This is a genomic window from Dactylosporangium darangshiense, from assembly GCF_039537565.1.
Taxonomy (GTDB): domain Bacteria; phylum Actinomycetota; class Actinomycetes; order Mycobacteriales; family Micromonosporaceae; genus Dactylosporangium; species Dactylosporangium darangshiense.
Window position 1 is genome coordinate 16,819 of record NZ_BAABAT010000065.1, and the last position, 26,005, is coordinate 42,823.

11 protein-coding genes are annotated in these 26,005 nt (G+C 68.1%); all 11 read left to right on the forward strand.

From position 1 onward, the window contains the following. The first annotated feature begins 73 nt into the window (after window positions 1–73). Window positions 74–1,372, forward strand: coding sequence for an ammonium transporter (locus ABD901_RS52980; protein ID WP_345142342.1), 1,299 nt, complete (start codon window positions 74–76; stop codon window positions 1,370–1,372). Beyond that, window positions 1,359–2,576 (forward strand): hypothetical protein, encoded by a 1,218-nt coding sequence (locus tag ABD901_RS52985; protein WP_345142347.1) that lies wholly within the window; start codon window positions 1,359–1,361, stop codon window positions 2,574–2,576. Before ABD901_RS52980 ends, ABD901_RS52985 begins: the two co-directional genes overlap by 14 nt. Continuing rightward, a complete protein-coding gene (locus ABD901_RS52990; RefSeq protein ID WP_345142350.1) occupies window positions 2,557–5,175 on the forward strand; it encodes a sensor histidine kinase in 2,619 nt (872 codons plus the stop codon). The genes ABD901_RS52985 and ABD901_RS52990 overlap by 20 nt, the downstream gene beginning before the upstream one ends. Next, entirely contained in the window at window positions 5,169–5,606 is a 438-nt protein-coding gene (locus ABD901_RS52995) for a roadblock/LC7 domain-containing protein (protein WP_345142353.1), read from the forward strand. The genes ABD901_RS52990 and ABD901_RS52995 overlap by 7 nt, the downstream gene beginning before the upstream one ends. Window positions 5,607–5,659: 53 nt before the next feature. Beyond that, window positions 5,660–5,998, forward strand: a complete 339-nt coding sequence (locus ABD901_RS53000; RefSeq protein ID WP_345142356.1) for a DUF742 domain-containing protein — start codon at window positions 5,660–5,662, stop codon at window positions 5,996–5,998. Then, window positions 5,949–6,563 (forward strand): GTP-binding protein, encoded by a 615-nt coding sequence (locus tag ABD901_RS53005; protein WP_380138293.1) that lies wholly within the window; start codon window positions 5,949–5,951, stop codon window positions 6,561–6,563. Before ABD901_RS53000 ends, ABD901_RS53005 begins: the two co-directional genes overlap by 50 nt. A gap of 385 nt (window positions 6,564–6,948) precedes the next feature. After that, window positions 6,949–17,115: a hypothetical protein gene (locus ABD901_RS53010; protein WP_345142361.1), complete on the forward strand. Its 10,167-nt coding sequence runs from the start codon at window positions 6,949–6,951 to the stop codon at window positions 17,113–17,115. Between the two features lie 103 nt (window positions 17,116–17,218). Beyond that, window positions 17,219–18,457 carry a hypothetical protein gene (locus tag ABD901_RS53015; RefSeq protein WP_345142364.1) on the forward strand — a complete coding sequence of 413 codons (1,239 nt, stop codon included), beginning with the start codon at window positions 17,219–17,221 and terminating at the stop codon, window positions 18,455–18,457. A 255-nt stretch (window positions 18,458–18,712) separates the two neighbouring features. Then, entirely contained in the window at window positions 18,713–21,385 is a 2,673-nt protein-coding gene (locus tag ABD901_RS53020) for a hypothetical protein (protein WP_345142366.1), read from the forward strand. A 14-nt stretch (window positions 21,386–21,399) separates the two neighbouring features. Beyond that, window positions 21,400–24,723: a right-handed parallel beta-helix repeat-containing protein gene (locus ABD901_RS53025; RefSeq protein WP_345142369.1), complete on the forward strand. Its 3,324-nt coding sequence runs from the start codon at window positions 21,400–21,402 to the stop codon at window positions 24,721–24,723. An 85-nt stretch (window positions 24,724–24,808) separates the two neighbouring features. After that, complete coding sequence (locus tag ABD901_RS53030; protein ID WP_345142372.1) at window positions 24,809–25,804, forward strand: hypothetical protein; 996 nt, start codon at window positions 24,809–24,811, stop codon at window positions 25,802–25,804. The last annotated feature ends 201 nt before the right edge of the window (window positions 25,805–26,005 follow it).

Here is a 26,005-nt window from a genome sequence, read left to right on the forward strand (position 1 = left end):
GACCCGGACCGCCGCTCCGTTGTGGGTGCCGCACGAGACCAATCCCGATTGGGTAGGCGTAGGGGTGGCAACAGTGGATCAGGCTCATTTGGACGTCGGCGCGACTGCGTGGTTGCTCACCTCTGCGGCGCTCGTCCTGCTGATGACGCCGGGCGTGGCGTTCTTCTACGGCGGCATGGTCCGTGCGTCCAACGTTCTCGGCACGGTGATGCAGAGCCTGATGACCATCGGTACGGTCAGCGTCATCTGGCTGCTGCTCGGGTTCTCCCTGGCGTTCGGCAGGGGCAACGGTTTTGTCGGCGGGTTCGGCTTGGCTGGTCTCACCGACCTCACCGCCGTCGTGCCGGGCGTGCATCTCGACGGCGTGCCCGTCCTTGCCTTCGTTGTCTTCCAGATGATGTTCGCGGTGATCACGCCGGCGCTGATCACCGGGGCGGGCGCCGAACGTTGGAGGTTCAGCGCGTTCGTGTTCTTCGTCGCGCTGTGGTCCTTGCTGGTGTACGCCCCGATCGCGCACTGGCTGTTCTCGCCCTTGGGGTGGGCAAGCCGGCTCGGGGCGCTCGATTTCGCTGGTGGGGCGGTCGTGCATGCCAACGCCGGAGCCGCTGCACTGGTAATCGCTGCGCTGCTGGGCCGACGAGCTGGCTGGCCCACGTCGCATCACCGGCCGCACAACCTGCCGCTGATGCTGCTGGGCACCGCGTTGCTGTGGTTCGGATGGTTCGGCTTCAACGGTGGATCGGCGCTCACCGCCAACAATGTGGGCGCCTTGGCGGTGACCAACACCCAGGTCGCCGCTGCGGCGGGCCTGATGTCCTGGGCGTTCGCCGAGCAGATCCGTTTCCGCAAGCCGACAACGTTGGGCGCGGCGTCCGGAGCGGTTGCCGGTCTCGTCGCCATCACTCCGGCCGCCGGCTACGTGACGCCGGTCAGTGCCGTACTGATCGGCGTTGTCGCCGGGGTCATCTGCCACCTGGCGGTCGCACTCAAGACGCTGTTCCGGCTCGACGACGCACTGGATGTGGCCGCCGTGCACCTCGGCGGCGGCGTCGTCGGTTCGCTGGCGGTGGGGCTGTTCGCGACCAGCTCCGTCAACCCGGCCGCCAGCAACGGCCTCTTCTACGGCGGTGGCTACCGGCTGCTTGGCGTCCAAGCGCTCAGCGTCCTGACAGTTGTCGCGTATTCGGCCGTGGCTTCGCTGCTCATCGCCGGACTGGCAGATCGCATCTTCGGCAACCGGATCAGCCCCCGCGCGGAAGGCATCGGGATGGACCTCTTCCAGCACGGCGAGTCCGCCTACGCCATCGCCTCGCCACAGGAGACCCCGGTCAAGACATCCGCCAAGGCCCCGGCGGTCAATGACCATGGCTGAGCAGGCGCGTACCCAGGTGGCTCAGTCCGTGACCGGTCGGATGCGGCGCCGCACACGGCGTGGGCTGCGCATCGCCATCGCCATGCTGCTGATCGCCGTGCTTGCGGGCCTCTACAGCCTGTCGACGGCACAACTCTGGACAAGCGCCGACGCCGAGACGGCGGTGGTGGCCGCCGAGCGGCACGGGCTGCACTATCTGCAGTGGACCACCCGGCTCATCGACGCGTTGACCCAGGCCAGGTCCGCGGCGGTACGCGGCGAAGCGCCGGACCTGGGCGCTCTGAACAGCGCCCTGGTTGCAATGAACGAGGCCGACAGTTCGGACGGTGACACGCTGCGTACGAAGCAGCGATGGGCTGATCTCCGTACCGCGATCAACGCAGTGATGCTCGACCGGCCGGTCGGCCGGGAGGCGTCGCGGCGCTACGGAGACGTCATCACGCTCGCCATCCAGTTGGCCGGCAAGGTCGGTTCGACCGGACGGCTCGTTGTCGACCCGGACCTCTACCGGCATTACCTCGCGGATGCCGTGGTCTTGCGCCTGCCGGTCGTGCTGACAGACGCCAACCTGGCCGCCGACCTGCTGTACCTGGATGGTCACAGCTCGGGTCCAGCCGCTGCGCGGGCTGCGCTGGCGATCTCGGTGATCCGGTCAGACCTGGCGAGCGTCGCGGTGGCGGTCGATACCGGTCTGGGTGACGTCACCGACGCTTCCGGTGTCGCGGTCGGGCAGGCTCTGGCGGCGCCGCTGGATGCTTTCCGCGAGGCGGTCGGCCGGCTGGCCGGCCCGACGGCGTTGGACAAGAGTCAACCGCTCACCGACGTGGCCGGCACCACCACCATCGCCCGTCAGGTGCAGGAAGCCAGTACATCGCTGGCGTCTGTCATGTTCGCGGAGCTGGGCGGGCAATTGACCAGCCACGAACGAGCACTGGAGCAGCAGCGGCTGCGGCCGCTGGCCCTTGCCGTCGGTGGTGTTGTGCTCGGCGTGATCCTGCTGTTCTGGGTGGTGCCAGGCAGGAGACGCGACGGGGTGGACGATTCGTTCGATGATGCCGCGTCCACACTTCCGGCCGACGTCGCTTCGGTCTCCATCACGCTGCCCGAGGTGGATGCCCGTGACCTGCTCGCCATCGAGGAGCTGGTCCACGTCGGACGTGGAGTCAGGGCACGGCCGAGGGGCGATGCCGACGATGCTGAATAACCTTCGGATCACCCAGCGGCTCACCCTCCTGGTGGCTTTGTCGTTGGGCGTGATGGTGATGGCGAGCGTTCCACTCGTGGTGGACCGGGTCGACGGTGCGCGCGCAGCCGCGGTCGTGGTCCGCAGTGCGAGCGACGCTCGTCTGGTCGGCGCGGTGATCGAGGACCTGCAACGGGAACGGCTGCTTGCGCTGGGCTATGTCGCCTCCGAACGGGTGAGTCGCGACGCGTTGGTGGCCCAGATCCAGCAGACCGATGACAGCCGCGCCCGGGCCCGCGCCGAGCTGTCGTCGCCGTATCCACCAGACCTGTATGCGTTGTTGTCCGACCCGGGACCACTGCACGATATGCGGCAACTGGTGCTGCGGCGCACCGCGGCTGCGGAGCAGGTGGCACAGGCGTATCACGCCGCCGTCGTGGCGCTGCTGGACCGGCTACGTCTGGCCGACCAGCCGGGCGCCGATCTGGCGGGCCTGCGGCAGACATCCGCGTTGGACACGCTCCTGCGGCTCAACGAGGAGGTGAGTCAGACCGACGCGGCGCTGGTCATGGCGGCCGCGGATCCCGCAGCCGCCAGTGAACTGGCGGTGAGCGCGGGACTGCTTGCACAGGTCTACCATGAACGCTTCCAGCAACAGGGCGAACCGGTCCACGTCGCGATGCTCGCGGCAATCGAGGCGGGTCCGTCGGTGCAACGTGTCGCAACGGTGGTTGTCACACTCACCAGAGCCGGCGCAGATGCCGCGGCCGTTCCGGTCGAGCAGGGACTGCCTATCGCGCAGGGCGAGGCCGCGGCCCGGCACAGCGGGCAGGACAGCATTACCCGTGACATCGCTGTCTGGGCATCCGAGCGGACGGATCAGGCCCGGGCCGCCGCCGCCGCCATCATCGGTGTCGCGGTGGTGCTGCTGATCGGGGTGTGCTGGCTCGGCGCGCTGGTGAGTCGCTCGGTCGCCCGGCCGTTGCGGCGTGTGACCCTGGCGGCGACTGCGGTGGCTGACCTTGCCACCCGGGAGCTGCGGCGGGTGCATGACACCGATTCCGACGACGGACCGCCCAGGCTCGCGGCCGTCATGGTGCGTTCAGCCGACGAGATCGGCGAACTCGCCTCCGCGTTCAACCAGGTTCAGGCCACCGCGACTCTGTTGATGCAGCAGCAGGTGACGACCCGCCGCAACGTCGCCGTCATGTACGGCAATATCGCGAACCGCACCCGCAGCCTCGTGGAGCGGCAACTGGCGCGTATCGACCAGCTGGAACGGGAGGAAGCCGACGAGGAACGATTGGCGCAGCTCTACCAACTCGACCACCTCACCAGTCGGCTACGTCGTAGCGCGGAGAGCCTGCTCGTGATCGCCGGACGTCGCGACGACGGCCAACTCGAAGCGCCGGCCCCGCTGGCAGACATCGTTCGCTCAGCCGTAGCGGAGATCGAGGGCTATCAGAACGTCAGGCTGGGTCGGCTGCCCGATGTGGTGATCAGGGCGGCGGCTGTCCCTGACCTTACCCTGATGCTGGCCGAACTCCTGGAGAACGCCACCTCATTCTCGCCGCCTGAGGCGTTGGTCGACGTGTCCGCGACGCTGCACTCCGACTGTGTCCTGCACATCGTCGACCACGGCATCGGGATGCCACCCGGCCGTCTGGCGGAGGAGAACCAGCGCCTGATCTCGCCTGAGCGGCTCGACATCGCTCCCACCACCATGCTGGGGCTGCTCGTGGTAGGCCGGTTGGCGCGCCGGCACGCGATGACGGTCAGGCTGCTTCCCTCCCCGACCTCTGGTGTCACCGCGGAGATCGTCGTACCGGCTGCTCTCGCCTTGGGCGATGCCGGCCTTCCGACGACCGCCGAGCGGATGCTGCCGAGCGTTGACACGGTCGCCGGGAAGGTGGTACCCGGAGAACGCCCCTTCCCAGCCGGCGGCGGGGCGGGCCGGGCGGCGCCGCCGATCCGGCCGCTGCTGCCTTCCCTACCGGGGGCAGACTTCGCTTGGTTCGACCCGGCGTCGCGGCTGCCCCCAGCGGGGACGAGCATGTCCGGCGCGATGTCCCTTGCCACGGGTGCAGGTGGCGCTGCGCCCCGCGCCGCGGATGCGCCGGCGGAAAGCCGAGGCGGACTACGCCGCCGCGACGCTGGGGCGAGCCTGCGGGACACGCCGGCACCTCGTCGGTTCGAGGATGCACCGGTCGAGCGCCAACCGGAGGCGGAGCGCGCTGAGCTGGACGCCCTGGTTCAGGGCACCGCTCGTGCCCAGTCCACGCCGCCGTCGTCAATGCCGGTGCCAGACACCGGTGCGACGCTGCGGGGGCCGGCGGCTGCACCGATGTCCCAATCAAGTACCGCATGGGGGTCGGAGCGACCGGTCGGCCCGACCGACGCCAACCACCGAAGTGGACTTCGGCGGCGTCGTCCCGGCGAGCATCTCGCAGCAGCGCTGCGCATCGACTCCGGCGCCGAGGACCGGCAGCGCACGTTGGTAGGCGATCCCGCATCGATGGTGATCTTCCGGGATCCCGAAGCCGAGCGGGATGAACTTGAGGGATTCCTGCATGGACTTGCCAGGGCGGCAAGTACTGACCCCAACCGGAGCTCATGGTGACCGTTCCTGCTTTCAGGATCAGCAACGAGGCGCAGCAGTTCAACTGGTTGCTGGACCGCTTCGCCAACGAAACGGCCGGGGTCGCTCAGGCGATCGCGGTCTCCTCCGACGGGCTGCTCATCGCGATGTCCTCGGAGATGCAGCGGGCGGACGCCGATCGCCTTGCCGCTATTGCCTCGGCCATCGCCAGCCTGGCCAGTGGCGCCTCCCGGCTCTACGATCTGGGCGGAACTAACAAGATCATTATTGACTTGCAAGGCGGTTACGTCCTCGTCAGCACCATCCGGCCGGGCTGCTCGCTCGGCATTCTGGCCAGCAAGGATGCCAACCTCGGCAACCTCGGCTACGAGATGGCAGTGTTCGCCAACTACGCAGGTGGGGTGCTCACGCCGCAGCTCATCGACGAGTTGAAATCGACGGTGAGGGCCTAACCGCGATGTCGGCCGACCCACCGTCTGTGCCGCCGGGACCTCCGGGCTCGGCGGTGTCCGGCGTACGCCCGTACTTGTTGACCGGCGGCCGTGTCCGCCCGCTCAACGCCGAGCGCCTCAACATCGCGGCGCAGGTACTGACGACCAAAGACGGGCGAGCGGCATTCGACCGGCTCAGCTACGAGCATCGCGACATTGTCGCGTCGTGCCTCCAGTGGTCCTCCGTGGCCGAGATCGCCGCGCACCTTCACCTGCACCTGGGCGTCGTCCGTGTCCTGGTCGCCGATCTGATGGCGCTCGGCTATCTGGTGGTACGAGAAGTGGAGGTGCCCGCCAACCAGCATGGACAAATTATCGAAAGGGTTATCCGTGGACTCAACGCAATACGTTGACGCGGCCAGGGGAACCAGCCGGCCTCCCCTGCCCGTGAAGATCGTCATCGCCGGAGGGTTCGGGGTAGGCAAGACCACGGCGGTCGCTCAGATCTCTGAAATTCCGGTGCTGACCACCGAGGCCCCGATTACGGAGATCGCCGCCGCCATCGACCGCACCGGTGAAGTCCCGGACAAGACCACCACGACCGTGGCACTCGACTTCGGTTGTATCACCATCGATGACGAGATCAAGCTCTATTTGTTCGGTACTCCTGGCCAGGACCGGTTCGGGTTCATGTGGCGGGATCTGACCGAAGGCGCGCTGGGAGCACTGGTCATTGTCGACAGTCGCCGTCTCGACGACGGGTTTCCCGCCGTCGACTATTTCGAACGTGCAGGCGTGCCGTTCGGCGTCGCCATCAACCTCTTCGACGGGGTGCTCAGCCATGACCTCGCCGATATCCGCTGGGCGCTTGCCATTGCCGAGGACACGCCGCTGGTCACGTTCGACGCCCGGGACCGGGGATCGGTCCTCGACGCCCTGCTGGCCGTGCTCGGTCACAGTCTGGCGCGCGCGAACTGATCGGCTGAACGGGCCGGTGCGCCGGAACGACACCTGCTGACCAATCTGTTCGGCGAGCACGGCCGCTGAGCAGCCTTCAACGCGTCCCGGTCTTGCGCTGCTCGAGCAGCGCAGCGCGCTGCTGATCTTTCTCAATGCCTCGTGCGCTCGTCAGGTCTCGGACATCTACCCTTTCCCGTGCGCGGGTCAACTATTGCCATGACCCGCCTGCACTTTGCACTGCTCCGAACCAGCTCCGTCACGGATTGCCGCCTCCGCACCACATCTTCCACGTTTGCCGGCGGAGGGAACGGATTCGCCGACGGCCGTCGGTCGAGCCTGTGCGAACCGGCTTCATCCGGTCGTCGGTGGTGTCTGTCGTGGCGCGGCTGAGGACGGTCCCGCGATGGCTATCGAGGCACCTGACGGCGTGGCGACGTTTCTGGAGTGGCTGACTGGCGAGAAGTTTCCGGGAACCGACGAAGACCGCCTCCGCGGACTGGCGAGCGCGTGTCAAGCGACCGGAGACGGCCTGGATCAGGTGCGATCGCTGTGGACATGGGCGGTGGCGACTGTTCGTGAGGGTCTGCAGGGCATGTCGGAGCTGGCCTTGGTCGAAGCGATGCAGGTCTGCATCGCACACGACGGCTTTCTTGCGCTCGCATCGAAGTATGTCCGACGCCTCGGGTTGTCGCTGACGGACACCGAGATGATGCTCGTATATACAAAGCTGGCGATCATCGTAACCGTGGTTTCGCTGATGATCGAGTGCGCTGGCGCGTTGGCGATGGCGTGGTTCTTCCCAGAGTTGCTGGCAAAGCTTGCGGCCAAATTGGCGGCCAGCCGGCTGCTGATATCCGAGCAGCTGGCACGGCTGCTGGTCGTTGCGGCATCGGCGCAGATCATCGGCATCGGGATGCAGTCACTCATCGACGCCATCGCACAGATGATCCAATTGGCCAACGGCACCCGGAAGCGCTGGAACCCGCATCTGACGGCGGAGGCGGTGAAGGTGGGCTCATTCGGCGGCGCGTTCGGACTGGCCTTGGGCGAAGCAGCGGGGACGGCAGCGAGACTGGTCCGGGGAGGACATGGGGCCGCTGAGCCGCGAGGTCTGCGCCCCCCGAAGCACGAGTCGGGTCCGCTGACGGCGGCGAAGTTCGCCGAGGATCTGCTCCACGAAGCCACGACCGAGGTCCTTGTCGAGGGCACGTACGGGACGATGACCGGAACAGGCTGGCAATGGAGTGTCATGCCGGCAACTGCCATGTCGGGTGTCTGGTCATCGGCGGCGACGTCCGGAGGCGGTGCGCTCGGCTACGCGTTGCGGCATCGCCACGACGGACCGGCCGAGCGGGTCGCGGAACATGGCGGCGTGGAGCCGTCCGGCCCGCAGACTCGAAGCCCGGACACCATCGACCTGCTCCAGGATCCGCTTGACATCCGCAATTCCGGTACAACTGTCGTCTCCGACGCTGGTCCAGGCTGGGATCCCGGGCAGGCGTTCGACGGTGGCCCCGGTCGCGGTCCGGTTGCCGTTCCCGGCGATGGCGATGGCCCTGCCGGCACGTGGGCCGGCGGCGATCCACGGACCACGCGGCCGCGCACCGCACCGGTCACTCCGGTTGGCCGCAGCACGTATGCGCATCGGGTGCCGGGCCCGGGGTCGCAGATTCCCGGTGGTCCACCGTCCAATACATCGGTCGGCGGCCCGGTAGTGGCCAACGGCCATCCCCCGGTCGCGGCGGCCGCCCATCCCGAGGCCGCCGGGCGGGACTGGGCCGTGAATGCGCATCCGGCGGTCGCCGGCCCGGACCGATCCGACTCGGTCCAGGCCGAGGGCGCGTCGGACGATTCGGCGGTGTTGCGGCATCTGACGCACGGTGCGGTAACCCGGCCAGGTTCGGCATTGGACGTCAGCAACGGGCTGCACATGTTGTTGACGGACCCCACACGCCCGGCATGGGCCGGGGCACCGGGCCACTATCCGGGGTTGCTGGCGTCGCACCTGGCCAAGCATGGACTTCTGGTGAGCCGGACGGCGGATGAACAGTTGCTGTGGCTCGGCGATCCTCGGGAATTCGCCGCGGCGACGGGCGGATCGTGGGAACCGTTCGCGGGAGACGGCGAAGCGTTGCGCACCCTGCTCGCCGGAGCCGGCGGGGGACAGCGGCCCGGATGGAGCGCATACGTGTGGGTCCACGCACCCGGTGGCGATGCGCACATGTTCGAACTCCACGTCGACGCGACCGTCCCAGTAGCCCAGCCCGGCCGGCTGAAATGGGTTGACCTGCAGCAACCCGACGGTTGGCAGGACGCGACACCCGGATTCGATGACGGCCGGACGATGTCGTTGCCGTCGGCGAACGTCATGGTGGTCGACCAATCGGGTGCTCCGGTGCCGCTCGGCGGTCTTTCCCCTGATCCGGCGTCGTCACCAGATCAGGGGGGTGAGCTCGATGCGCTGCCGGACCCAACCGAGTTGCCGCACGAAATAGACAATGCCAGCCGTCTGGGAATGCTCGCCACCGAACTGCGAAACGCTGTGCGGGAACGCGTGCAGGCCCGGGTTTGGGCGCCCTTCGCGCGCCTCACCCCTGGTGGCCGCACCGCGGTCGCGGTCGACACTTCCGCTATCGAGGCCGCACTGCGCGCCGACCTGCGGTCGTTCATCGTCACCGGCGGACGGACCTTCGACGTAAGGGATGGCTGGGGGGGATGGCACACCGTCACCATATCGACGACGACGACGAGCGATCAGCATCAGGTGGACCGGAGCGCCGAGAATGCTGCAGCGACTTCCAGCGACGGTTTCACCATCGGTGTCGCAACGTTGGTCGGCGGTCGGTTCGGGTCAGGCGGAGGAGTGCCCGGTGAGGCGGCGCCGGCTCAGGCGTCCGAGACGAGCGAAGCTGCCACGGCGCTGCTCGACTCGCGCACCATCCGCGCTGGCGCCAGCTCGCGTCTGCTGGTCTCGCAGGTGCGCTTCGCCGTCACGGCGAGCAAGCCGGGCGGCAGGCCGGATTCGTCGCCGCCCGTTCATCAGGCTGGCCAACAGCCGGACCCGGCGGTACGACCGGGAACCGAGCGAGCAGCCCCAGCCGTGCCTGCCGTGCGCCAGCGCCGGAACGAAATGGCCGGGCCGGCCCTTCAGCGGGTCAAGCCGACCGCGACCGTCGCTGCGGGCAGCCACGGTCGGGACCAGGTGCGGGCTCTGCGCGGTGGTGCTCTGGCCGACGGCACACCCATCGTCTCGTCGGTCCTGCCCGACGCCGGCGGGCTGGCGCTGGTGTCCCCCGACGATGCCGAAGTGCTCGGCAAGCTCGGACTGATCCCGGCGGGTGGAAGCATTCCCGTGTTCGTGCACGGTGCCGCGACGCACGTGATGGTCACGGTCGTGCAAGAGAACGGCTCGCCGAAGCAGGTCCGGATCACTGCGGATCAGCTCGCCACCATCATCAATGGTTGGTTGGGTGAGGAGGCCGCGGGCATTCCGGTTGCGCTGATCGCCTGTGGCATCGGCGGGGTTACCGCCGGATTCGCACGGAGGCTTGCGTCGGCGTTGGGTCGGGACGTGTTCGCTCCGTCCGGCGAGGTTGCGATCGTGCAGCGGGGCGACGAACTCAAGCTGGCGGGCAGCGTCGACGGGTGGTGGCAGCTGGAACTCGTCAACGGCCTCGGCGGCGGCTACGTGGTCCCGACCATGGACGAATTTCTCGATCCTGATAGCGCCGGGGTCCGTCCGTCAGCTGAGACCCGGCCCTTCGGCGGTATTGAAGTCGTGACGTTGACGCCCGACGACACCCCGTTGCTCACCCTCGCGGCGAACGTCGGCCGGTCCTCGACTTCACCGGTGCCGGCCACCGATACCGCCAGCCCGGCCCGGACGACCGCCCCGATCACCGCCACACCACCGGAATCCACGCCCACCGACCACAACGAGCACGCCTGGCCGCGTCGTGATTCCGCGCCTGTTGGGCTCGCCGTTCCGGACGAACTGAGGCCGGTCCTGCCCACCATCGACGAAGCCGACCTCGACCGGGACCTGCTCCCGGAGTTGCGGCTGCACGGCATTGTCGACCTGGTGAACCAGGTGCTCCCGCGCAACCGCCCCGACACGATGGAGGAGACGATCGACCGCCTCAACGACGCGGTCGTGCATCAGCGACAGAACCCCGACGGCATGGCGGACCTGCGCAGGGACATCACCGCGAAGCTGGACTCGGTGAGGAGCCGGCCGGAAAGCGAGCGCTTGGATGCGCTGCGTAACTATCTCACCGCCCTGGAGCCTGCTGCTGCGCAGCCCTCCGGCGGGCTGGCACGGACCCCGGAGCAGTTGCAGCAGTGGGTGCGCGAGTCTGGCGAGGTGGCGGCGCGGCTGATGCGAGAACCTCGTGGACCGGAGGATGTGCGGGCGAGCCTGCTCTTCGCGCGGTACCCGCTGTGGGCTATTGACGTGGACCGCGACCCCGCCAAACACGAGAACGACGACTACCTGCCGCTGGTGCAGGAAGTCTTCGACGTGTCGGAGGTCACGCCGGAGCTGCTGACCCGGCTGGACGAGCACATCAAGAGGATAGGGGACTGGCCGCACATCACCGTCGATGCGCTGAAGCGGCGTGAAGCGTTCACCCAGGAGGCGCTGAGGGAGATCGGACTGCCGTCGCAGGTCGAGGATCGGATCGCCGCGGCGGTGACTGGTACGGAGAACATCCGGTGGGACGACTGGGCGAACCGGGCACCGGCGACCCATCAGGAGCGCGGGCTGGAGCTGCGGTCGCTGGTCCGGGCGTTCAGGGAGCAGGAGAACTTCGGCTTCGACGACGCCGACCCGGAGCATTTCCGGCGTCTGAATCGCGTCATCGATTCGGTGTATCGCCACTATGACAAGCACCGCGCCGAGCCCCGGCCGTCGCGTCCGGTGCATCTCGACGACCTCGAGATGTTGCTGCGGCACAAGTACGGCGCGCGGGTGCCGTTGAATTGGGATCAGGTATCGCGTATCGCCGATCGTGTGATCGAGCGTGAGAAGAGTCGGCTCCCGAAGGTGCTGGCCTCTTTAGCCCGCACCGGACCCGTGTCACTGGCCAGGGCGGTCCGTCTATCTCGCACCCAGCTGTACCGTCGGAGGGTTGCCGCGGCGGTGCGCCGCTACGAGAAGCAGCCCGGTCGTACGGACTCGAAGGAGAAGCGTCGCGACGAACGGGAGGTGTTGTGGAGGATCATCACGCTAGCGATACCGGGCGCGCGAGATGCGACAGATTCGGTGACGGTCAGGTGGCGGCGCCGGGTGGTCTATGTATCCAAGGCCGACCTGGACGTGTTGGTGTGGGCACGGCGCAAGTACTATGCCGACCCGCGTGATCGGAAGTTCCGGTCGGCGTCGGACTACGAGTCCATGATGCTGGAGATCCTCGGCAAGAGCGGGCCTGTCTCCGCCACCGACCTGGTGGTCTTGGCGGAGAAGGTACGAGAAGCCTACTCGTGGGTGAGGCGACGAGCGCCGAGAGTCAGCGTGCGGACAACGTTGGTCGACAGGGTGCTCGCGGGCTGGCGTCGCGACATGCCGGGCCCCGGACCCACGCAGCAGGGGGACCGCAGTCGGTTGGTCACCGGGTTTCACACGGTCGGCCAGTTGGACTTCGTGCCGGAGCTGACGGGGTGGTTGAACGGGATCGTGCCGCTCGCGGACGGCGCCATCGAGACGAGTGAGGTGCGGCGGAAGCTGACCTCTGGTATCGCGCAGGCGACGGACGAGGGGATCGAACTTCGGGTCAGCACCGCTGCCGCCACCGCCACCGGCATACGCAGGAGGGATTTCGACATAAGGTTGTATGCGGTGGCGAAGGGCCGGCCGCTGGTGCAGCCGGCAAGCCTGCTTCCCTTCAAGACTTCCGGGAGTACGCGGTTCTCCGGCAAGCAGGAGAACCGGATCTACCGCTACCTGGACGCCGCCCAATCGATGGCAGGCTCCGCTGGTTGGTCGGTTGATGCCGGGCTGGCTGGACGGTTGGCGCTAGATCCGGCCCAAACGTCTACCCCATCGTCGAAGGATTTCGGACACGTGGATCTTTCGCTGACCGGCGGATACGGTCGTTCGTCTGGGTCGCGTCACCTGTCGGGAATGGCGGACTCCGACTACCAGTTCCTGCGGATCAAGGAGCCATTGGGCTGGGTCGATCTGGAGGTCGCGTGGGTGGCGCGGGTCCAGGACCGGGACACCGGACGGTGGCGGGATTTCACGTATCGCCGGGCTGATGACGGGAAACCGAGGGTCGACAAGGTGTCGTACTCGGTGGCGCAGTTCCAGCTGCCGTACACGACGGAACAGGTCGGTGGCCTGAACCCCGAGGCGGTGGACAATCTGGCTCCCGGGCTCGCGGACAACGTTGATCCCGGCTACCTGCAGCGCCGGGAGATCGCGGAAGCGGAGGAGTTCCCGCTGTGGAAACTGGACCATGCGGTGACGCGGGTCCAGTTGGCGGACAAGGTGCTGAGCCAGCTGCGGTTGGCCAAGACGGAACAGGGCGAGCCGGTGCTGTCGCTGGCGGACTACATGTTCTGGAAGCCGGTCCTGGAGGCGAAACTCACCAACGATGCGTTCGCGATTGCGCTGGCCGACATACTGCACCCGCCGACAGGCCGCAACTTCCAGAGAGTGTTCCGGGAGGTGTTGGAGCGCGACGGTCGACGCCTCAGCCTCGCGCTGTACGCCGACAAGGAACAGCCCATCTCCTCGGTCACGCGGATCAGTGAGATATCGCGCAGCGGTGAGACGAGGTTCGACCGCATCCTGGCCTCGGTCGGCAAGTCGTTGTCCAGCCGGGACGCGTTGCAGTTCGCTCGCGGCACCTTGCTGACCCGGGTGAGTTTGTTTGGCGACTTCTTCGGTGTGGGTGCGCGCGGCCAGCACAGTCCGTGGCGAAAGGGCAAGCAGCACACCCGGCACCACCGCGCGTGGCTCACCCGGGCCAAGCGGCTGGTCGGCCGGGTGCAGGTCGTGCTGCTCGACTTCGACGTCCGACTCGACGTCAGCCACGCCACCCACGGCGGCCCGACCCGGACGGGCACGAGCAATATCGATGGCTACGCGCATGCCATGGTCGCCGCCGCCGACCTGCGCCGGCTGAACCTGGCCAGCGAGGCGACGCTGCAACAGCACCGAGACGAGGATCAGGCAGAGGACGAAACGAGAACGGAACGTGCGAGGCCGAACAGGACAAAGACGTGGTGGAACCTCGGCGCCGGCTTCGGCCTGGGCGTTGATTTTCCGGACCGTCTCAACGGGGTCGACACGCTCTACAACCAGATCGTCACCGCGATGGTCAAGTACAACTACCTGCCGGCCGTGGCGAAGGGCAGGGAAGGGGAGACGCCGTGGCAGGCCCTGCATCGCCAGCCGCTCACCGGCGAAACGTTGAACCGCCCCGGTGAGGAGTACCGCAACTGGCGGACACTGATCAAGCAGTTGTCCGAGGAGTCGCTGCGTCGGCGCGGCGACGACGTGCTCGACATGGACGCCGGAGCGTGGGGCGTCACGTGGACGTTCCGGTCACCGGCCGAGCCCAACAACCGCCGCCTCGACTTCGTGCTCGGCCTGTCGGCCGATATCGTCGGCGCAGGGCAGCACGCCGGTATCCCCGGCCCTGGCTACGAGGTGCAGTACAGCCACACCAGTGTTGACACGTTCCAGACCAAGCGGACCGCCGGGAAGACGACAGACGCCTCGGGCTACGGGCTGCTCGACCTTACGAACCTGCCGACCGGCAAGCTCCCGCACGGTCTTCCGGCGCGGCTGCAGGGGGGCGGGCAGCGAACGTGGTTCCGGACGAACCGGTCCGGACAGAACCAGTCCACGTCGCTGACCGCCGACACCGATGGACAGAAGATGCCCAGCGCGCGGTACACGGTACCCATCCGCTGGCGCTGGGCCGGCGAACGCAACGGGCTCAGGCTCGCCCGCGGCAGGTTCAACGCGGAGGCCGAGCTGCTGCAGCCGGACGAGCTGCATGGCGGCCCGGCCCCATCGGACGGTCATTTCCCGCCGGACCGTCCGGCACTGCGCAGCAGCAATGACCCCGACAAAGAGCTGAACCTCAACAGTGACACGTGGGCCGAGGACGCCGGTCGCTCGGTGCTGACGGACACCGACGCAGCGGTCTACACGTTGCTCGGGGCGGCCGGTGTCGGGGCGCTCCGGAAGGCGGTCGTCGAGACGACCCAGGTCAATCCGGTGGCGGCGCGCGTGGATCTGACCCGTTCGGCCTACAAGGCGGCGGCGCTGCGCGCCCTGGCCGGCGCCGCGACACTCCCGGTCGGGGGGACGGAGCTCTCCCTGACGACGGTGCCGGTCGGCCGTCCCCGCGTGGAGAGGGTGTGGTTCCCCTACAGCCAGCAGGTCCTCGAGAGCCAGTCCGGCAAGGAGCAGAGCAAAGAGGGCGGCGCCTACGGGGGTTGGCAAGGCGCCGGTGGATTCGAGCTCGAGCACGGCTCCGGCACGGGGAACATGACCCACGAGACGGGCACATCCATTGGCGATGCCGACCTCTACACCGTCGGTGCGTACCGTGCCGTCTTCCAGGACAAGAAGATGGCGGCGGTGCGTACCCTGGTGATCAACGAGGTGACGCTGCCTGACGGGACGAGAGTGAAGCGTCCCGGCGAACTGGTGGTCAACGTATTGCTGAGCGATGTGGTGGCGCACGCGGACGAGTACGACGACCCCGGCGACCTCCTGGCACCGCATCGCAGTGACTCCCCCGACGGGGTGCGGCCGGCGCTGAAGACCGACTTCGACCCGCCGGTCAGCCTCCAGGACGGATACTCCTGGTCGGTGACGTGGCCGCTGCTGTACGGCGGCGCCGCGGGCCTCCACGAGACCGACGGGCACAACCCGTTGACCGCGGCACTGGGCGAGGCGGCCAGGGCCGTGGGCGGGCACGAGGGGGAAGAGCTGGCGGTGCAGGTGAGCTCACTGGCGGCCGGCCTGAGCCCGCACATGCCGAAACTGCGCGACGGCGGCGCCAAGTGGGAGTTCGTCACGTCCAGTGGCCGGCAGTTCGAGGTGGTCATCACGGCCGAACTGGAGGGCACGGCCAAGAAGGACCGTGAGGGAGGCACTGGCGAGAAGATTTACGCCCGCGCCAACCAGTACCGCGACTTCAGCCGCAAGAGCATCGACTCGACAACCCGCGGCATCACCGGAGCCGGCACCGGGACCGCCCACGCTGGCCACAGCCACGACATCAACCTGCTTTTCAGCGTTACGGTCTCGAAGACCACCCGCGTGGAGCAGCTGGCCAAGCGCGCCTCGAATCTGCTGAAAATGACCGGCCTGCGGGCCAACAAGCTCAAAGACTTCAACCACAACGTGCAGTTTCACCTTCGCGTCCGCGAGGTCCCCGGCCCCGTGGCCAAGCTGATGCGTAAGGGGCGCGCGGCGATCAGCCAGCCCGTACCGGAGAACGTGGTCACCGTCGATGTCATCGAGGAGCACGTCGTGGCCGCCCCGGCCGAGGGCAGCTTGCCGCGCGGGCAGGCCCCTCTCGGTGCCGGTCTGCTGCTGAACAACGTGATGCCGCAGCAGCACCGCATCACCGGCATCCACGGGGTGCAGAACATCTTCACCGCAGTCAAGGACCTGCCGGGTGCGAAGGAGTCGGACGCGGACGGTGTGCCGCCCGACGGTGCGCTCACCTTCGAGGACCTTCCCGACCGGCTGTCGGACATGTTCTCCGCGCAGGGCAGCCCGATCAGTATGGTGGCCACCGCTGACAAGCTGGTCGGTCACAACGGCGCCGAGATACGGGTCAGGGCGCGGTACGGCCCGGTACGGCAGCTGTACTTCATGACGAAGGCCGAGTTCGAGAGTTACGACCACGGCACCGACCAGGCCGCCACGGCGGAGATCGTCTTGAGGCAGACAAAAACGGACGCCACCTTCAGCGCCACCGTCATCCCGGAGCCGTCGGGGACGATTCAGTTTGGTCCACGGGTGGCGATCGGCCACCAGCGTGGTCGGACGACCGCGACCGAGAAGACCGACTGGATCGAGCATCGGGCCTGGCTGCGCGCGGACAGCTCGGTCTACTTCGTCTACGCCACGCTCATCTTCGACATCACCGTCGGCGGCAGAACGGTCAGGGCCGCGGGCGCGGTGGAGCTGGTCGTCAACAAGCAGGGCGCGCTGGAGTTGGGCATCCCGCTCGACACGCTCGAAGCGGCGGAGCAGCAGCACGCCGATGGCTCGAAACAGAAGGCCGCCAAGCCGTCGCCGGAGGGCGCGCCGTCGCGAGAGCGACCCCGGGCCTCGTCACCGCCTGACGTGCGGGTCCACGGCACCGTGCCCGAGCAGGCTGTGTTCTCCGCCGAATGGCGACGAAGCCGCGTCGGACCAGCCATCATACGGGGCCGGGCCGTCGGATCGCTCCCTCACCGGCGGCGTAGGGCTTCCATCGACGGGCATGCCACGATCGATCGGCGGGGGGATGCCGGTCTGGGCGGAACTGATCGACCGCCTCGACGCCAGGCCCCAGATGGGCAACCCGCGGCCGGAGGGGGTGTCGGGCCGTAGTTCGACGCCAGACTGAACCGGGGCCGGTTCCGCTACGTTGTCACGTCGGACGGCGGCTTGATGCGTGTGCCGCGTCTGTGCGCGACAGGAAGAGGGCAACGCCATGACTCAGGCGGTCGAGAAGTCCAGCGACCAGCTCGGTGACTTTCACCAACTTCTGCTCCGCATGGCTGGTCGCCTGCCCGACGAGTTGATATCGGTGGCCCGCCGGTGGCTGGCTGAGGGCGAGCTCGTGGAGATCGCGCAGACGGTCGTGTTCGGCGCGTTGACCGGTCGGGTGGCGTTGACCGAGGCGGATGCCGAGCTGCTGGCGCAGACGTTGACAGCGGCTGGCGAGGACGTCGATGCGCTGGCTGACGTCGAGCTTTCCGAGGTCGATCCGCAGCCACTGTACGGGTTGGCGCCGGTGAGTCCGGAGGTGCTGGACGAATATGGTGACGAAGTTCCGTACAGCATCGATCTGACCGTTCCCTATGAGGGCCCGGGTCAACCGGACGAGGTCGACGCCGTGCTGGCTGCAGCGGTGGCTGATGCGCTCGAAGCGGGAACTCCGGCGGTCGCGCTGTGGCGATGCTGGCGGTTCCCGGCGATCGACACGCAATGGCCCCCACCCCGGCGGATGTACCTGGTGCAGGCGGATGACCCGGCGGTGCTTCCCGCCCTGACGGCCCAGTTGCAGGCAGCGCTGGAGGACGTCGGCGAGGAGAATCCGCAAGTGGAGGTATTTTTCGACGCTGACGAGCTGCCGGCCTACCAACGCACCGCGCTGGGTTTCTCGGCATTGCTATGGATGGCGTGGGCGGCTACGCCGCTGCTGGTCGCCCGCGTGTTCGACACCTACGACGAGCAGGAGGGCGCGGGCTTCGACGCGATGCATCCGCTGCTCGATGAGGACGAACGGGACCACGTGCTCGCCTATCTGGACGAGGGCGTTCCGTTGTTGATCGCGCCCGGCTGGACTGAGGACGTGGTGGACCGAACGCGGGGTGATGTGGTGCCGACGGCGTTCCGCACCGACGGGCGGTGGATCTGGACCGATGCCGTCGCCTACTACTTGCGGGAACACAGTCTCGCTCCTGACCTTGATCTGCTCGATCAGATCCGGGGGAGGGGCTATGCGCCGCCCGAGGTGAGCGTTGTGGAGCTGCACCGGGCGTTGGCCGCGCTGTACGCACCGGTCGTCGACGAGGACGTGTTCGACGAGGACGTGTGGGATGAGTATGCCCCCGGCTTCGACGTCACCGAGCCACAGGCCGCACACACGTGGGATGCGGTCGGCGTCGGGCATGACACGTCCGAGCGTGACATGGACGGGACAACCAACGACCGTGCGCCGTCGTAGCGGGCAACCGGGCCCGCGTTGGCGCCGATCGCGTTGAACCAGATGCCGGTGTGCTCCGTCGTGTAGCGGAGTGCGCGAAGCAATAGGGAGACCGAATCATGCACGTGGTGTCCTCGGGCGCCGGTGTCGTTTCGCGGCGCGGATGTCGCTGCGTTGCTACGGCCGGACACGGCCGGACGGTCTGGCAACCCGGTGCGGCCAGTTGATGGTTCGACGGTGCCTGTCGTTGAGAGCCTCGGGGCCCGGGCTGGCTCGATGGAGAAGATCGGGTTGATGCCTGCGGGCCGGTCGATGCCTCCTGCCGCAGGTGACGTCATCGTCGAGCAGTTCGGCGAGGCGCTCCTGTTGCGGAGCGCACTGGACGTACGCACGCCGATGGCGGCCCTGGCGGGTGCGTTGCCGGCCGACCCGCGGCGGACCGTGGTCTTGACCGCGCCGTCGGTGACCGGCCGGCCGGACCTGTTCGATTTCCTGTCCGAGATCCTCGTCAGGCATCTCGGCGGCAGCGCGGCGGGGATCAGATTGGTGCCGCTCGGCCGGTACGACGGGTCTGTCGAGGTGCGGCCGGCGGCGCAGGAATTGGCCGCGCGGATCGGCCAGGAGGTTGCTTTTCCCCTCGCCGGGCTGACGCTGGCGCCGGACGACGACGCCGTGTGGGCCGGGGGCTCTCCACCGAAGCTGAGGGTTGCCGTTCCGGATGCGTCCGGCGGAGCCGTCGATCCCGACGCGGCCGCAGACTGGGCAGTGAGCGGGCCGGACCGGCAGGTGCACCCTGAGCCGCCTTGGCCACCACTCCCGACTCCGGACTCACCGACTCCCGTCCCTCAGCCGGTGTTGTGGCTCCCCGAGCCGCCGTCGACCGTTTCGGAACGGTCGACGCTCCCTCGGCGGCCGTCGGTGGCGAATCTGCCGGCCGCCGTTGCGGAGCCGGCGGGCAGGCACCGGCCGTCGGCGACCGATGGTCGACAACGGCTCCTCGAGCTCACCGGATTGAGCGACTTGCCACGTGATCGTCCGGCCATCGTCTGGCGGCCGTCGCGTGTATCGCGCAGACCCGAGCAGCCGATGTCGGCCGCCGTCACGGCGCAGATGGTGGTGCCCGGAGCCCGGACCCGCGCGGGTTGGTCGTTCCTCGGCACATCGTTGAGCGGTGCCAGTCGAGTGCTTGCCGGATTCCTTGTCGAGGTCATCGTGGAGGCGACCGGATTTCGGGTCGCCGGCCGCCCGGTGTCGCCACGGTCGCTGGGAAAGATGATCGCCGACTGCCGCGACGGCCTAGGCCAACCGATCGTGGTCATACCGCACGGTATGACCCTCAGCGGACCGGCCGCCGGCCTGCTCTTCGGTGGCTTGGCCGACGCGGTTGCAGCCCCGGTGCTGGCGGCCGACGCGGAGGTCACCTTCAGCGCGACCGGCATCCTGACCACCAGCGGCACGTTCCGCAGATGGAATCCAAGGACCCCACACACAGGTGGGTGGAGCCGGTCCCGTCGTGTCCATGACCTTGGTTCGGTCCTGCCGCCTCGACCCGTGCCAGCACGGCGTAGGTCCGATTCGGCACGGTCGGATCCGTTGACGGACCTGATGGCCCCGGCCGAACAGGTACCGGCCGGCACGGACCGGGCCGTGGCGTTGCCGCCGGTCGCAGCCACGACGGTCGCAGTAGGACGGTCCATTGTCGACGATGCTGCCGCCACGCCTCGCGGTATCGACCCAGCGATGGCACCGGCATCGATCGCCCCGCAGCTTGCCTCCCTCCTTGCGCCTCGAGCCCGGCCGGTGGCGGCCGGACTGTCTTGGATCGCCGCAGCTCCCGACGCCGACGTCGGGCCGAGCGGTGTTCCGAACGAGACGACAGTGCCGGGTGTGGTCGCAGCGCCGGTCGAAGTCACATCCGAATCCGTCGGCCGACCGTTGGCAGCCAGCCCGACGACCGAGGCCTTCCAGCAGCCGTCGTCCACACCGGAGCACATTGTCGGGGGTGGAACCGGCAGGCTGGTGATGCCGGTTCAGCCGTTGACGTCGCGTGTCCAGTCGGCCGTGTCGGTGGTGCGGATGCGTCCGGATGTCACGAAGTCGCCAGCTGCACCAGCGGCACCGTCATGGTTGCGGATGTCCGAAGCCGATATCGACGCGGCGGTCGCAGATCGTGCTGCGCTGCGTCTGGCGCTCCGTGGACGATACGACGCACACGCCCGCGTGGTCTCCCGCACCCTGGCAGAGGAGCCGGGACTGCGGTCGAGCGCCGGTGCACTTGCCGAGCTTACGGCTGGGCTCGTTGCGGTTCTGGCGTACTGCGAGGGCGAGCGCGACCAGATCAACGATGTGCTGCGCGGTGGCGGCGCGCAGGAGGAGGTCGAGCGGGCCGCGCTCCTGGCCCGCGCTGCGATGTATGGCTTGCGTCGGCTTCCGGCGGTACTCGGTCCGGTCTTCCGGTCCGGATTCGCCGACCCGGACGTCATCGCCGGGTATCGGCCCGGAGACGAGTTGGTCGAGCCGGCGTTCGTCGACGTCGACCTGCAGCGCGGCACGGTGGCCGCCTCCGGCGTGGAATTCGCCATCTGGTCGGTCAGCGCGCACCGGCTGAAGGGCCTTTCCTCGGGCGCCCAGGGCAGTGCGCTGTTCCCGCCGGGGAGCCGTTTCGTCGTGCTGGCCGTTGATGACTCAGACGTACCAGACGTGCCGGTGCGGGTACTGCTCAGTGATGTCGCCACGTCGTCCGGGTCTGGTCGGGTCGGTCCGTCCGTCGACAGCCCGGACGGCGTCGAGCGGGTGTTGTCCCGGCTGCGCGGGCCACGGCGAGGGGCGGGGATCGCGAGCGCACCCTTGGCCTTCGCCGTCGGCGTGGACGATGCGGGTCGACGTTTCTTACCGCCGGTGGCGGGCGCCGGCACCGTCGGAACAAGCGAGAGTGGAAATACGCCATGACCAGTGTGATATCAGTGTCACAGACCGATCTGGGAGGGCTGTCGACCATCACAGCCGCGCTGGCAGCGGCCGGCCCCGGCGCCACGATCGTTGTGCAACCAGGCATCTACCGCGAGCAACTGCGGCTGGTCGGTCCGGTCACCATCGTTGCCGAGGACGGCAAGGGCACGGTCATTGTCGATGGCGGGGACGGGGTTGCGGTGTTCGCTGCAGCCTCGGTGACGCTACGTGGCCTGAGCCTGCGTGGCGGTGGAGCCGAACTGCCGGCTTTGCAGGTCGCTCAGGCTGAGGTGAGGATGGTCGAATGTGAGGTACTGGCGAATGGTGTCGTAGCCGTGCACGTTCCGGGGGGACGGCTGAACATGCGCGACTCTCTGGTCAGTAACCCGATCGGTGCCGGCTTCCTGGTCGAAGGCGGAGCCGGCAGTGTGGTGAGCACGACCATGGTGCGGGACGTGGGCAGCGTCGCGATCGTGATCGTCGGAGGAGCTGATCCGGTATTCCGGCAATGCACGGTGACTGCGGTCCGGGGCGCCGGAGTGCTCTGCACCCGCAACGGGCGGGGTGTCATCGAGCAGTGTGACATCAGCATGGTCGAGGGCCCCGCGCTGGCCGTGGAGGACGGTGGTGCGATCCGCGTGGTGCAGACCAGCGTGCACGACACGGCGGGCGTCGGCGCGCTGATCGCCGGCGGCAAGCCGATGTTGGAGGGATGCGAGATCCGGAACGTCGGCGGGCATGGCGTGATGCTCTCGGCCGAGGCGGATCCGCTGCTGCGGGGCTGCCGGGTGAGCGGTACCGGCGGCCACGGCCTGTTCGTGCTCGACCAGGCGACCGGCGCATTCGCTGGCGGTGAGATCAACGGCACGGCGTTGGCCGCGGTGGCGGTCACCGGCACCGCGGCACCGCGGATCGAGGGCGCCCGGGTGGCTGGTGAAGGCGGCGTGGGCCTGCTGTTCGAGGGCGAGGCGGGGGGAAGCATCCGGGGTCTCACCGTGCACGGCGGGAACACCGGCATCTTGGTCCGCGGTGCGGCGCGACCATCCCTGGACGACATCGCCATCAGTGACTGCGACCTGTACGGTGTGCAGTTGGCCGACCGGGCAGCGCCCACGCTTCAGCGAGGCACGATCGAGCGGTGTGCGGGCGTCGGCATCATGGTCGGCGCCGGGACCGAGCTGACCGCGACCGACGTTGCTGTTCGGGGCGGGCGGGCAGGCCTGGTGCTTGCCGCCGGTGGCAGAGCGACGCTCATGTCCGGCGTTCTGGCCGCTGCCAGGGACGCCGGCATCGTCGTGCAACACGGCGCCGAGCTGTCGCTGACGCGTTGCCGGGTACTGGGGAGCGGTGGTCCGGGGATCAGGTTCGCGGCCGGCTCGACCGGGCGGCTCGACGGGTGCGAGGTGATCGAGAACTCGGGTGACGGCGTGCTGGTCGAGACCATGGAGTCGGTGCTGATCCAGGCCACCACAATTCTTGACAACGGCGGCAACGCGATCCGCCGGGCGGTACCCAGCACGTCGCTGGAGGTCATCGACCCGGTTGTTGCGCGGCGGGCGACGCATGCCGAACGATCGATCGAACCGACAGCGCCGGTCACACGCGGTCCGGCCGCAGAGGCAGGCGGTGCGGCCGGCCGGGACGGGCGGGGTCCATTGGTGGATCCGGGTGATCCGGTAACTCCACTGTTGGCAGAGCTCGAAGCCCTGGTCGGTCTCACCGGGGTGAAGCATGAGGTGGCGACCCTGGTGGGCTTGCACCGGGTCAGCCAGCGGCGGGCCGCAGCTGGATTACCCGCACCGCCGATGTCGCGGCACCTGGTCTTCGCGGGCGCACCCGGCACCGGAAAGACCACCGTTGCCCGGCTGTACGGGAAGATTCTCGCCGCGCTGGGCGTGCTGCGCAGCGGTCAACTGGTCGAGGTCGCGCGGGCCGACCTGGTTGCCGAGCACATCGGCGGCACCGCGGTGAAAACCACGGAGAAGTTCAACGAGGCGCGTGGTGGCGTGCTGTTCCTCGACGAGGCGTATGCATTGTCGCCGGTTGAGGGCGGTTCCGGTCATGACTTCGGCCGCGAGGCGATCGACACGTTGGTCAAGCTGATGGAGGACCACCGCGACGAGGTGGTGGTCATCGTCGCGGGCTATTCGGCGCAGATGCGGGCCTTCCTGGACAGTAACCCGGGTCTTGCCTCCAGATTCTCCAAGACGGTCGAGTTCGAAAGCTACTCGACGTCAGAGCTCGTGAGCATCGTGGAGAGGCTGTGCAGCACCCACCACTACTCCCTGGAGTACGACACCCGGGTGGCCGTCTCCGCGCTCTTCGACGGGATGGCCCGGGACGCGAACTTCGGAAACGGTCGGGTGGCCAGGAAGGTGTTCGAGGAGATGATCGGACGTCAGGCGTTCCGGCTGTCCAACGTGGGTTCGTCAACAGGTGTCGAGTTGGCCCAGTTGTTGCCGCAGGATCTCGGTGCGTCGCAGGGCAGCGGGGTACGCGCAGGCGAGGCCCGAACCGACGAGGTCGGGCGCCTGCTCGGCCAGCTCGGCAACATGATTGGGTTGAGCGACGTGAAGCGCGAGGTGGCCGACATGATCAATCTGTTGGCCACCATCAGGACCCGGGTGAGTGCCGGGCTGCCGGCGCCGTCGATCTCCCGCCATCTGGTCTTTTCCGGGCCACCTGGCACCGGCAAGACCACGGTCGCCCGTTTGTACGGCGACCTGCTGGCCGGACTGGGTGTTCTTGCCAACGGTCAGGTGGTCGAGGTGGCCCGTGCGGACCTGGTCGGTGAATACGTCGGGCATACCGCGCAGCGCACTCGGGAGGCGTTCGAGCGAGCTCGGGGTGGTGTGCTCTTCATTGATGAGGCGTACACGTTGGCCCCGCAGGATGGTCGCCAGGACTTCGGTCGCGAGGCGATCGACACGCTGGTCAAGCTGATGGAGGACCATCGGGACGAGGTGGTGGTGATCGTCGCCGGCTACGAGCACGAGATGGAGGCATTCCTGGCCGCGAATGTCGGTCTGGCATCTCGATTCTCTCGCCGGATCCATTTCGCGAACTACAGTGCTGACGAGTTGGTGGCGATATTCCAGGGGCTGGCCATGGCCAGCGGATACGAGTGCCCGGGCGACACTCTGGTCGCGCTGCGTGAACACTTCGAGCGTGTGCCGAAGACAGTGTTCTTCGGCAACGGCCGATATGCGCGGCAGGTGCTCGACGAGGCGGTGACTCGGCAGGCAGGTCGAATTCGGTCGATCGGCTCGCCGACGGTCGACGAGCTACGGACGTTGCTGGTATCGGACGTCACGCCGGCGGTGAGCGCAACCGTATGAGCCGGCACCGCTACCAGCCGTGCGTGCGTCATATCGGGGCGCCGCAGTCCCGTCCGACAACGAGCGATCAGTTCTGCTCGCTGCCATGAACATGTCCGACAAGGATCCGCTCACCGCGTCGCTGCTGCCGGGTCGCCGGGCTGTCTCGCTGCGCGTACTTCTGGCCGGCTTGGTCGCTGCCGTCGTGTCGCTCGCGTCAGTGCTGTTGCTCGTCGTCACTGCCGGCGCAGATCCGCACCAGCCGACATGGGCGTCGGCGGCACCGCCGTCGCCGTCTCGGCCACCGGCGGTGGATGTCGCCACCGCCGACCTGACCGTACGCGTGCGCCTGCAGACGCTCGGTGATCAGGCTGAGTGGGTGTCCGCCGATAGCTGCCTGGGTGCGTACAGCCAGCTGCATGTGCAGCGACGGGTCCACTCCGGCAAGGTCGCCGTCGCCTTCGACAACCTTCAATGGCGCAAGGCCGACGGCGCCGGCTGGTTGCTTGAACGGCGTCTTCCCGATGGACCCGACGTGTCGGATCTGGCGGGCGGCACTGACCCGGATGCTCTGCAGCAAACTCCGGCGACCGTTGTCGAGTACCCGCCGGGTGCGCTGGACCTGCACCTTCCCGAGCCGCTTCCAACCGATGCCGCACAGCTCGAAATGGCCCTGCTCGGGGACAATCCGGCCGGCATGGACTCCGGCTATCTGCTCGCCCGCATCCTTGACCTCGTCAGGGTCCGATACCTGGATCGAGCCGAACGTGCTGCCGTGCTGCGCGTCCTCGCCGACCTGCCCGGCCTGGAATACGACGGCCCCGGGCAGGACGTCGCCGGTCGGCAGGGGCTGACCTTCGGGCTGACCGGCGAGGGGTCCCGGATCTTGTTGACGATCCACAAGCAAACGGGTGAGATTTTGGCGTGGCAGCGGGAATCCATGGTAGGCCGGGACCCTGACCCGGTCGAGGTTGTGCTTGTGCTGGACCGGACGCGTGTCGACCTGCCGGATGGTGTTGTGCACGGTCGTATGCCGACGTCACCACAGCCGATGTCGAGATGCTGCTCCGGCAGCGCCGAGACCCCTGTCGAGGGCGTATGACAGGTTCCTGAATGCAGCGTCCGCTGCCCGTTGATGTCCGCCTGTCGCGAGCTCGCGCGCCGGCGGTGTGCGTCACATTTGCTTAGGTAGACCTGTCTGTCTAGACTCGTGGGCGAGGGCTGCCGGTGCGGTTCAGCCCGCTCAGGCGCCCAGCGCACTGCCGGGCCGTTGGGCACGCCGCCCACATCCGGTCGGAAACCG